The following is a 12,454-nucleotide window of genomic DNA, read 5'->3' on the forward strand; positions in this document are numbered from 1 at the left end:
ACTTGCCTTGTTACCCGATTAAAGCGTACCCGTATATGGCGTACGGTAAACAGTTCCAATCGATAGACATAACGGAAATAGCGGACATATAAATAAATAAGAATCAATGAGATAATAGCAAAAACAATCATGGCGAAAATTCCTGAGCCAATTTTATCGGCGTCCCATTGATTGTTATTTATTTTAAAAAATATTATAAGTACATAAAAGCTACTAGTTATAGGAATTAAAAATATGAGTAGAGAAATCCATGTGAGAATTCCTCGAAAATTTTCAAACATTCCACCACGAATCTCGAGATAGCGATCGTTATAGGCATAGTATGGACCAATGGCTCTTGGGTTATTACTGACTGACGCTTTAGTCCAATCCTTTTCAACTTCGCTGAGTTTCATATCACTACTGCTATAACTCATTTCTAATCTTTTTCGTGTCTCTTTTTTTATGGAGTTGCCAAACCATAATAAATATTCACCGATATACATTAACCTTTACATCCCTTTTTTAATCACTATTACCGTAATCAACGTATTTTCCGGTTTTTTCATCCAAAACGCACCACTCTAATCGACTCTCTAAAATGCCTTTTTGTACGTCAGGTGGATAGTCTGATAAGGTTGTTTCTTTGGGTATGGGTTTGCCTTTTTTACCTGCTTGCCTAATCACCTTTGGCCAACGTGGCTGCCAGCATAAACATTCCGATATAAAATAACCTGCCGTGTAAACGGGTAATAGTATTAAAAATACCGGGATTAATAACAGATACATCATTATGCTTTTTGAATTTTGTGCAGCGTGGATCATCGGGCTGATATGGCCACCTAATCCATGAAATGGCATTGGTAAATGGGTGCTAAGTCTTGGTTTGGGTAAATTTTCTGGCCCATCTTCCATATAACGGCGAATAAATTCCCATTCATCTTTATAGTCCTGACCTTTATAGGTATTTTTCCCTATCCCGACTGAGTGAGCAATAGGAAAACCCGTTTTATAAGGATGAAAAACAATTAAATTCACCATATTGGTGCCATTCATATCCGAACCACTGTCACCAAAGTTACCCGGCATAATATGATCCCATTTAAATACGACAGTACCACCGCAATATTTAGGGCGCTGAATATAAACTTGCCTTGTTACCCGATTAAACCGTACCCGTATATGGCGTATGGTAAACAGTTCCAATCGATAAACATAACGAAAATAGCGGATGCATAAATAAAGTGAAGGGAAAAAAACAATAGAATAGAATATGATAGCTATTATATGACTAGCTATCTTATCTGTTTCACCACAATATAACATTATAATATGATTAATACAGTAATAACCTGAACTAAAAGGAATAAAAAAAATTAATAGACTAATCCAAGTGAGAATCCCTCGAAAATTTTCAAACATTCCACCACGAATCTCAAGATAGCGATCGTTATAGGCATAGTATGGGCCAATGGCTCTTGGGTTATTACTGACTGACTCCTTAGTCCAATCCTTTTCAACTTCGCTGAGTTTCATATCACTACTGCTATAACTCATTTCTAATTTTTTTCGTGTCTCTTTTTTTATGGAGTTGCCAAACCATAATAAATATTCACCAATATACATCTATAAAGTCTCCGTAATAGCTTGATTCCAGGTTGTTAATTCTTCAGTTAAATCTGCAAATTTTTTACGGTCTGGTTCCTTGCCAAAACAGCAGCGATCAAACCATTTTTGAAGTGCATTGTCATCAGTAATAATAAGCACAAACGAAACAATTAGTATAATAAATGAAGCCATAAATACAATTCTCCCTATAACAAGGGCACTTCTAAGTGCAAAGCGTCCAATTGAAAGCCCCAAATCAGCTATTTTCACCCAAATGGTTCGTTTTGTACTATAACTAACAATCCTATCTAACCATGGTGCAAGCGTACCTAGTACAGTTACAAATTGCCCAATACTAAGCGCCAATGTTGCCAGTCCTCTTGCATAATATGAAATTTCTAAAATGCTATTCCCAGCTTTACCCTCTGTATATCCATCTATAAAATCTAATACCCCCATTACCCCCCCAGCTATCGTAGATATACTTGCCGACCACAAAAACAACCGACCAAAGGCATTAATAGTAACATGTGCAATTTTAGAATTTGGTTTGTTACCAATGCTATATTCAATTGTGCTTATATATACCTGTAAGGCGGCAGCAATGCTTGTCACAGTCGATGTAAGGAATTCAGCTACTTCCCGAATATTATCAATATGACCTGTTTTAAATTTTTGGTATGAATCGTAAGCGCTGAATCCAAGTAAGACGATAGCAAAACGAGTATTGACTAAATCAGCATTTCGGAAGTTTTCTTGTGCAATATTTTCAAGTTGCGGAACACCTCGATTAGCCGTAGCTGAAAATCTTACACGATTAATATTATAACCCATACCATACATATTAGTCGCGGTTCGATTAAGCGAACTTATGATAAGATTCCCCACGGCATTGTGGAGACGCACCTCGGCACTCGATACAGTAATTCTTAAAAAATTTCTTACTAAATCTGTTAATGTCAAGGATAATATTGCTATTGGAAATCCTCGTTCTGCTAGTTGATCTATAATAGAACCTACTGTGTTAATATGTTCAGTAAGGTTATTTAATAGTTCAATTGCTTTATTAACATTGGGATCAGTCTCATCTGTTTCAGGAGCATCAATTATCGCAATTGATCGTTGTATATCTAAATATTGATTGATGTCATCAATTAAACTTTTATTGTTAAAAAGGTATGTACGCATAACTAAGTTATCACGGGTAATTTGCGATGCATTCCACCATTGGTCAAGTATATCGGTAATTTCTGGCGAACTGCTTGTACCATGTAGGCACATACTCATCTGAAATTGAAACATAATTCCGTCGAGTTTTTTGCTTTCATCATAAAGATCTAATGCTGTAATCAATTGCTCAGATTTTAACCATTTTATGTAGTCTTTAGTTCTTAGCTTTGCAAGTTTTTCAGCTTGTTCTGATTTTTCTTTAAAATCATTTTCAAATTTATTAAATTTTTCGTGTGATAAACGACTCCAATATTTTTCTTGAAACTCTTTCTCTGCTAGCTCTTTTGTATAGATAGATTCCACATTTTCGTTATACCATTCTTCACTCTTATCAAGTATTTTATTACTTTGGTTTTTAAGACCTTCAGGTATATAAATACCTTGCATTGCTTTAGTATTCTGTTTTTTTTGCAGCTCAACCGATTTCGAGTAACTCTGTGTTAACTTTTTTATACGGCGATCATGAAATGACTTTTTAAATTCATCAAGTTGTTTTTTAACAATTAGACGATGTTCATTCGAAATCCCTTCATTATCTTTAGCTTCCATCCAGGGTTTCATTCTTTTTTCAAGCGCTTCGTTACGACGATTATTTAAACTTTGTGTAATTCCTATCGCATCATTAATTACAATTGCAGCACCTTTGCGAGCGTTTAATTTTTTACAGAGTGATAAATAACGACCATAATATTTCTGAATATCTTTATCAAAAAAAGTGGCGCGATTTGTATATATGTAATGAGTTAATTGAAGTTGTTTGTTAGCATTATCCCGTTCTCCAAGTTTAAATTCATAAGGCAATTTACTGTGCAAAAAAGCTTCTTGTTCGGCAATCTCTATTGCCGTTGAAAACTCTAGTATATTTGAAAGTAAAGCTTCATCTTTTATCGATCTCTGACCACTTCGTATTTGATCTGGTGTCATGCCTTCTAGTTCAAATTCTGGAGTAGTCAGGTAAAACTCTAACCGTTCATTAGTTATTTTATTTGGACTAAAAATAAAATGAATTTTATAGATATCTTTACTATTTTTAAAACTGATATATGAAGCATCCGCTCCGTCAGTAGCTATATTGCAATTATAATCAGGGGGAATCGAGGGTATCGTATTAATATTTTCAAACTCTGTTAGACATCCTTCAGGGCTGGAAGAAAATGCTCGCCACTCTTTCTTACCATTTTTATAGTCAACAAGCACATATAAATAACCTTGTCTAAGCATTTGTATACAATAATTAGAGTGTTCTAATGGTAAATTTTTTACCATTTCTTGAGCAAAATCTGGTAAAGGAGGGACTTCTACATTAGCTTTAAGATTATTTTTTATCATACGGTTTTTAGCTAAATAACCGCTAACTGATAACCGAGTTGGTAGAACAATTAAATCGCCTTCTTTTTCTTGACATTTTGGACACCGCCTACCAGAATCGTTCTCCTTAATTTTTGCAGCTGCTATTAATTTAATTAATTCATCTATTGATGCCATATTTTATTCCTGCTCTAATTGTTGCAAATATTTTTTAATTTGATGAATATTACTATTTTTCATCATATTGGAAAATTGATTGTAGGAAGTTCTCTGAAAAAATGGTTCGGATTTTTCCATAACATGATTAACAATATAATCCATTTTTTGTTGTTCTGGCGTATTAAATGACGCTTTGTAAATCCAGTCTAAAATCAATGTTAGAGTGTTTTGTTGACTCCCTGACAAAGGAGAATTTTGTTGTCTCATCATTTGATATTCATAAGCGTTATAAGCTTGAGCAATATTAATTTTTTGCCATTGATTTGTTGTTATTTCATAATCAATATCTGACAGTATTAATTCTGGTTTGTGATGTAATTCGATATAACTATTTTGCCAATAGTACCAATATTGAATGACGCCTAATAATTGATTTAATTGCTTTTTATTTAAAATATTTACTAAATGTTTTAAGACATATGGGTCATAAAATCTTAAAAAATAACATTTAGCTTTATACGACATAAACATAGCATTACTAATATGATTTTGTATGTTTTTCACACTGTACGGTGAGATAATTAAAGCAATTGCAGCCGATTGATTATTCTTTAACTCACTAATCACTTGATCAATATAACTTACACCTTTTTTTATTGTACATAACTGTAAGCATTCATGATCTTGTGAAACTGTATCTTGTCTATCTCGAATTGGTACAATTGATTCAAATTCAAAATTATGTTCAAAGAAAAAATCATCGTTAATTTTTGGATCAATTAATAAATATACCTTGCCAAATCGATTCATTTGTTCAGCTATTATATTACTGATATCTGTTTCTGATATGGTTTTAATCATCGTTATCTTTCCACAATAATAGCATGCTTATTTGCCTCATCTTGTTGTACACCATTACATATCGATGGTAATTCTCGCTGAATATTTCTTTGTGCTGGACCCATTTTTTGCATAGCATTACTTTTTATATAAACATTATCAGCGGTGCCCAGTTCAATCCCAGCACTACTAATTTTGATGTATGAACCACCACACATTAAGGTGATTTCTTTTGCAGCTGACAAATCAACACTGCCATCTACACTATCTATTTTAATATCTTGCTTGGCAGCCATATTCAGGTTGGCATTTTGCGCCTGCACGTTTACATCACCTTGGTTGGCAAAAACTTTCATTCCCGATTTATGAGCAAACAGACCGATGGATTCACCGGATGAGACGGTAATGTTTTTTAACGCATTGATGTCAGTCTGGTTTTCACTGGTCACCGATACACTGTTTGACGTTGACAGTTGAATATTTTCCGGACTGGTTAAAGCGATGCCCTCTTGTGCATAAGCAATAATGCCGCTTTGGGCTAATTGAGTTAATGTCGCTTTAAGTTGCTCCTGACTGTCGGTATCCGCGCCATGAGCTTCAGAGGCAGTTGCTGCATTTTGCAGTGCTTTAGCAATTGATAACGCATTTTCAAGCTGGGTAATGGCTCCTTGCATATCAAGCTGTTTACCCTGTGCCTTAGGCTCGGTCTGACTGGTCAGATATAAACCTTTATTGGCAGCAATCGCACCCCACTCATCGGTGCGCAGTTCAAATCCCTCACCACGCTGCTCTTTGTTTTGGTCAACTAAATGCCCGATGTTAAGCTGGGTTTTACCGTATTCGGTCGCTAACTTAATGTGCTCTTGTCCGCGCTTATCATCCATCCGCAGTTTGTTGTTAGCAGGGGTACGAATTACATTTCGGTGTTTGTTTATGGCGGTCACATGGTCAGGGTGTTGGCTGTCATGCATCGCATGCGCGATATAAGGTCGGTCCGGATTACCGTTAGTAAACGCTACCGCAACTTCTGTGCCATCAATCAGTGGAAAGTGAAAACCATAGGTACTGCCTGCATACGGTTTAGCCAGTCTTAACCATAAGCTCTCTTCACCGTTTCGCCACTCTTTTAAGTCAAAGTTAAATTTAACCCGATAGCGCCCTTGTGTATCAATATAACCATAGGTGTCATTATTCGGACTGGTCACCCGTGCCGGTAAAGTGCCGTCAATAGTCGGAAAAGGAATCGGCTCCGGGCGGTAAGGTTTTAATGGTTGGTAAGGTATAGCAGTAAAAATCAGTTCATAAGCCTCACTGCGGTTTCCCTGTCCTTGCACCGTTAATATCATTACCCCCTCATCTATTCCGGCAATCGCACTGCCTTTGATGCGGATATGTTGACCCGGGGCTAAATTGGCCTGATTGCTTTTACCCCGGATAACAATTTGACGACTAATGGCGTGTTCATGGCGAATGCGGGCATACCATTCACCACTTTCAACACCATTACTCGTATTACCAGAGTTAGTGCTAATATCACTGTTGTTATCGCGACTATTATCGTTATTATTGCCGTTACTGCCTTGACTATCATCGGTATCGATATCACCACCGTTTTCATCATCGTCATCATGATTATTTGTGTCACTATCAATATCGTCATCATTATTACTGTTGTGATTATTTATATCATTGTTATTGGCATTACTACCATTACTATTTAATCCTTTATAGTGCTCATCATAACGGTAATCAGTGCCATAAGTGGTGTTATCTTTTAGTTGACTGTTAACCTCACCCAGTAAATTCGCCTGCGCATCGCGGTAGTTATAATCCTGTACTTGTACAGAAAATTCCACCATCTGACTGTGTAAGGTTATATCCCAGACACTTTCAACGCCGTTATCCAGTGTGCCGCTCGGTTGTTTGTACACAATATCAGCCACCTGCTGATAACCTTGCTCATAATCACTGATGACCATCACATCACAATTGTGTTCACCATGCGTTTCAAATCGGAAATAGACCCCCACATCAGCAAGCAGTCTTTGAATAAACTCAAGGTCACTCTCCTGCCACTGGGTGACAAATTCACGCTCTGGGTATTGCTCTTTAAGTGCTAAACGATAATCAATCCCGGTATAACCGTGACCACGCAAGACCTCTTCAACCACACTGATAACGCTTTGATTCTGAAAAATAGCACAGTTATGACTTAATGCCAGTTTGGCTAATTGCGAGGATAAGACAACTTGATAACGGGCTTCATCATTACTGACTGATAATTGACTGAACTGGGTAATCACACCATAAAGAGTGCGTGAGCCGCCTTGAGATAATAGTGAGTTTAACGGATTAAGCGGATTAAACTGGGTTAAAGAGTTAAGCGAATCAAGTGGATTGGATTGTTTAAGTTTATCTAACTGTTTTAATGGCTCAGACTGTTTTAATGCATCTAATGGATTAGCAGAGGTTAAGGAATTAAGTGCATTAAGTCCTTGAGTTGCAAAGTCGCTTAAACTGCCAGAATTAGCAGGGTTAAAACTCAAACGGGCATTTTGGTTAAGAAAGGATTCAACAGATAGTTGTTTATCCGAACTGGTGAAAGTAATCGTATAGTGCCAAGGTTGATTAAGCTGCTCATTACCCTCAACTTGTAAAACTGAAACCTCAGCAGGCAAACCATCAATATTTAACGTATAACGATTATGTCCTGCTCCATTAACTAAACCTTGCTTTAAACCACGACTTAAACCATTGCCCAATTGATCCATCAAATTGGTTAATCCTTTATCCATGCTATCCTCGATATATTTCATGTGCGCTGCAAATAAAACTTTGTTTTATTGAACTATTTATTATTAATATTTATTTAATATTATTTTTTACTAAAAAATTGATTATTTTAATGATTTACCATTATTAGTTAAATATTTTTATGAAGTTACGTTAAAAAATAATCTAAAGAGCGTATAAAATACGCTTTTTTACGTTTTTTGCAATCTTTTTTTAATATTTCTTTAAGTTTAATTACACATATAACTTACTGATATTATTAATTATATTTATAACAAATCATTAAAGATTTGTTATTTAAACATGATCAAAAAAGGATTAATGGAACTTGATTTTTGCAGATTTTTTATTGAGTATTTTGCACCGAATTTTTATTAAAAGTTATATCTAAAAAATCACTTCTATTCAAACATAACCTGAAAGCTTTTGGCATAAATAACTAACCAACAATTACCAAAAAAATTTTCTCTTTAAAAATACCAATAAAATTATGAATAAAATTTTAGATTAGTTAAATAATAGAGTTAAAGACATTCAAAAACTTAATTATATCATTTTGTTATAATCAGTTATGTAAAAAATATTCAGGAATCTATGCCGTTTCATTATAAAATCACGCCAATTTTAAATTCTAAGCAATAATGGTAATTGTGAATTGTAGTTAGAATTTGGATTTTGTGTATTCTGCATAAGTATTTTGTAGAGTGTTTTTTAAATCATTAGGCCTAAAAATTGATTTTTACTCAAACATAACCATAATCTGAAACTTTTTGACAAAATAACTGATTTTTCAAATATTAAAAATAGTGGTTTTATAAAACGCTCAATTTGGCTATAAACAGGATTTTAGTGTGATTAAATAATTGGGTTGAAGTTATTTTAAATAATCTAATTATGTTATTGGGTTATAATTTACTATGTAAAAAATATTCAGGAGTCTATACCGTTTCATTATAAAATCACGCCAATTTTAAATTCTAAACAATAATGGTAATTGTGAATTGTAGATAGAATTTGGATTTTGTGTATTCTGCAAAAGTACTTTTTAAATCATTAGGCCTAAAATTGATTTTTACTCAAATATAGCTATAACTTGAAACCTTTTGGCATAAATAACTAACCACCAATTACAGAAAAAATTTCTTTTTAGAAATAAAAATAAAATTATGAATAAAATTTTTGAGTAATTAAATAATTGAGTTAAAGATATTTAAAAATTTAATTATATAAATAAGTTATGATTAATTTTGTAAAAATTATTCAGGAGTCTATACCATTTCGTCTTTTAAATTGATTTAAATTTTCTGGTATTAATGAAAAGTTATGTATGATTAGAAACATTCAGATTTTTTAAACTTTTTAAGTGTTGTGTTGTGTTGTGTTGTGTTGTGTTGTGTTGTGTTGTGTTGTGTTGTGTTGTGTTGTGTTGTGTTGTGTTGTGTTGTGCAACAATCTATCTCAAATATTTAGGTCTAAACGATTTATTAATGAATTCTATTGTTAGTCTAGAGCTTTTTCATAAAATAACGTTGCAGTTTAAAATAAATATTTTTATATAAAATAGACTTAAATCAAAACATATACCTGATCTAAAACTTTTTAACAATAGTTCAAAAGACTAATATTAATAGTAAAAGATCAGGTATTTTATAATTTTAGTTAACAAAGTCTAACTATTGGGATAAAACAATTTTAAAAGAAACATACAAGTTTCATTTAGTCCCAACACTTTACTCTTCTTCAGATTCCTCTTGAGGAAGATCGGTTGGAGTTACATCGTCGAAACGTGATTGCCATTCTTTAGATGTTTGGCTATCTTGAATTTTACCGTTATTAGAGGTAAAACCAAATGAAGCAATCCATGGAGCACGAGCATTTTTTAATAATGCATTAGCATTAACGTAATGTTCAGGATAAGGGTTTCGACCTACATCACAAAATTCTGGTACTTCACCAGCCTGAACAACTACTCCCCCATCGTAAGGATGAAAAATAACTCCTTCATCACTATTTTTCTGTTTTACTTCATCAAGACTACCTAATTTTTCAGTAAAAAGTTCTTCATTAAGAATAGTTAGCCAGTTAATGCTTTTAAATCCATCTCGAAAATGTATATCTTCTTCATCGGTAGAAATATCTAAGCCTAAATATTTACGAGCTAATTCACCTTCTAAATATTGATAATCATAATATTTATAACGTTGTCTTATACCTAAACCAAAAAAACCATGTAAAGGTTTTAAAATTTGGCTGACTTGTTGGATAAATTCTACCATTTTATCAACACCAAAATATTTTAATTCATAAATTGGCAAATAAAATTGTAAATAACTCACTGTGTTAAATTCTTTTTCCAGTGATTCAGATCTTGATAAAACTTTAATTAAATAATCAGGAATGAGATATAGTTTATCTACGTTACTCCAATAAAAACTTAAAGTATCTAAACAAAACCCATTATTGAGTATTATCTTTTGAGCTAAACTGATATTTTGATAACGATAGAGCGTATTGGAATCCCCATTCCCAAAACCATGAGTAAGGTGATCCCCCCAATTTTTATCGTATAGTGCTAGAACTTGGTTAATTGCTTGACGTTTCTCAGCTTTATAAGATTTATCTAAGTAAAAACATCCAACTAGGCCAATTTTTAAAGCACTTTCGGTGTGATCGAAGTCCAAATAATGACCGAAACCAAATTTATCATAGTTTTGTTTATATTCATCTAATAGTTTCTGCAATTTATCGTTCATTGGTTTATCCTATTTTTTTATGTGACATTGCATTAATCAATACCTAATTGTATTACATATAAAACGTTTTATTGGTATTAAAAAATTGAGAATTAATAGATAAAATATTAGCTATAGTGATAAAAAAAATGGCGTTAAACCAGTATTGGTTTAATTGTTTGTTATGAACAACATTAAAAGATGAAATGATAAAATTTATCTCATCAATAGTTAAAGTATAACAATTATGATTAAAATTTACATACGACTGATTAATGAATTCGAATGATTCATATTTCATACTTTTCTCCTTTTATAACCCTTGCATATTATAATGATTAATATTTACATATTTCTCATATTAATTTTTTTTAAGTATTTTTTTTGCTTCATGATTATCATTGTAACGGATGTGATTTTATTGATATTTAATTGATCAGTAACTTACAAAAACTTACAAAAAATAACCAAGAATAGTGTATAAACTACCTGTTTTATAATAATTTGCAACCATTTTTATCTGATTATTTGACTTTTTTAAATTAGCCTCAATATTTTGAGCAAAATTTATACAATGATGGTGCGGATACGCTTCAATAAAATGTACTATCACCTCATATGTAGCACTTTTATTTTTTGGGAATGGATAACTCAACCTTATTTTCAAATAAATAATATAGGATTATAAAAAAAGTCATACCAAAATGGCATATTAATACTATTACTAAAAATAATTATAAAACATATAGCTAACTACATATTGGTTATTTTTTAATTCTTTGCTCAATAGTTAATTTTTAACCTATTAGGGAAAATAATTTTTCATTACTTTCCCTAATCATGATATAGAATGATAAAAATTCATATCATTCATCTTTATTTATTTATTAACTAAATTAAGTTGATTTTGAACTTCTTCTGTTGCTTTTTTAAGATCTTCTTGAAATTTGGGAATAGTAAGTAAGCGAGAATATTCAACCGCACCCACAAGTCGTCCTGCATCCACATCACTTTGCCAATGAGCACCACAGATCATACGACTCTGACCAAATTCATATCCACGTTTTATAATTGCTTCAGCGTGTGATGGAGCTATTTGAGCAAGAACTAATGCTAAAGTCCACCCGTATGAAGTATGACCTGACGGAAACGATCCATTTTGACGTAAACGTTCTTCTTCATCTTCAGGTTGACAGCTATGATTACCGAAGTAGACAAATGGACGCCCTCTATTATATGCTTCTTTCGCTGTTTTAGTCGCATTATCCGCTGAATCCACCAGAAGATCGCCTAGCATTTTATATAAAGTTGGAGTTGTTTCAGGTGAAATTGTGATACCTAAAGGAGCAGAAAAAATTTTAGCCACGTTTGGGGTATGCAAGTCAGCATCTGTGGTTGCCTGTTTCCAACGTTCTGTTCCTTTAAGGTTATACCCATGAAGATAAGCAATCTTGTCTGCTTCAAATTCAGGAGTACCTTCTTTTGGATAGATTGGCAAATAGGCTTTACTACTTACAGCTTGCTCAGCAGTATGATAAGTAATCCCTATTTCATGACCTAAAAAATCTTCAGTTGAGCCTTTTTGAAAAGCGAATGATGATGAAAAAAATAGAGAACAATAGAGTGCAGAAATCAATATTGTCAGTTTATTAACGCTTACATTTTTTTTCATTATTTACTCCTATTACCTAATTTATGATTAAACAACAATGAATTAATTATGGAGAACTTGAAATTATAAAAAAGCGATTAACTAATGGAGCACCAACGCTCTAAATTTTTATAGATTATAAAATATATTTAAC

6 protein-coding genes and 1 pseudogene are annotated in these 12,454 nt (G+C 32.9%); all 7 read right to left on the reverse strand.

Going from position 1 to position 12,454, the window contains the following annotated elements; translation table 11 throughout:
- Positions 1–485: pseudogene (locus H3T96_RS13950) on the reverse strand (hypothetical protein); the annotation flags it as partial.
- 19 nt (positions 486–504) lie between these two features.
- Positions 505–1,605 (reverse strand): DUF6708 domain-containing protein, encoded by a 1,101-nt coding sequence (locus H3T96_RS13955; RefSeq protein WP_144093446.1) that lies wholly within the window; start codon positions 1,603–1,605, stop codon positions 505–507.
- The gene (locus H3T96_RS13960; RefSeq protein WP_144093448.1) at positions 1,606–4,302 is read right to left on the reverse strand and encodes a T6SS effector BTH_I2691 family protein; all 2,697 of its coding nucleotides are present in this window, start codon (positions 4,300–4,302) and stop codon (positions 1,606–1,608) included.
- A gap of 3 nt (positions 4,303–4,305) precedes the next feature.
- Positions 4,306–5,145: a DUF4123 domain-containing protein gene (locus tag H3T96_RS13965; protein ID WP_144093449.1), complete on the reverse strand. Its 840-nt coding sequence runs from the start codon at positions 5,143–5,145 to the stop codon at positions 4,306–4,308.
- A gap of 2 nt (positions 5,146–5,147) precedes the next feature.
- Positions 5,148–7,940 carry a type VI secretion system Vgr family protein gene (locus H3T96_RS13970; RefSeq protein ID WP_144093451.1) on the reverse strand — a complete coding sequence of 931 codons (2,793 nt, stop codon included), beginning with the start codon at positions 7,938–7,940 and terminating at the stop codon, positions 5,148–5,150.
- A 1,707-nt stretch (positions 7,941–9,647) separates the two neighbouring features.
- The gene (locus H3T96_RS13975; RefSeq protein WP_144093453.1) at positions 9,648–10,670 is read right to left on the reverse strand and encodes a type VI immunity family protein; all 1,023 of its coding nucleotides are present in this window, start codon (positions 10,668–10,670) and stop codon (positions 9,648–9,650) included.
- A gap of 859 nt (positions 10,671–11,529) precedes the next feature.
- Positions 11,530–12,321 carry a phosphatase PAP2 family protein gene (locus H3T96_RS13980; protein WP_086351263.1) on the reverse strand — a complete coding sequence of 264 codons (792 nt, stop codon included), beginning with the start codon at positions 12,319–12,321 and terminating at the stop codon, positions 11,530–11,532.
- Between the last annotated feature and the right edge of the window lie 133 nt (positions 12,322–12,454).

Origin of the sequence: Gilliamella sp. W8136, from assembly GCF_016101285.1 — a bacterium.
In the GTDB taxonomy this organism is placed as follows: domain Bacteria; phylum Pseudomonadota; class Gammaproteobacteria; order Enterobacterales; family Orbaceae; genus Gilliamella; species Gilliamella apicola_N.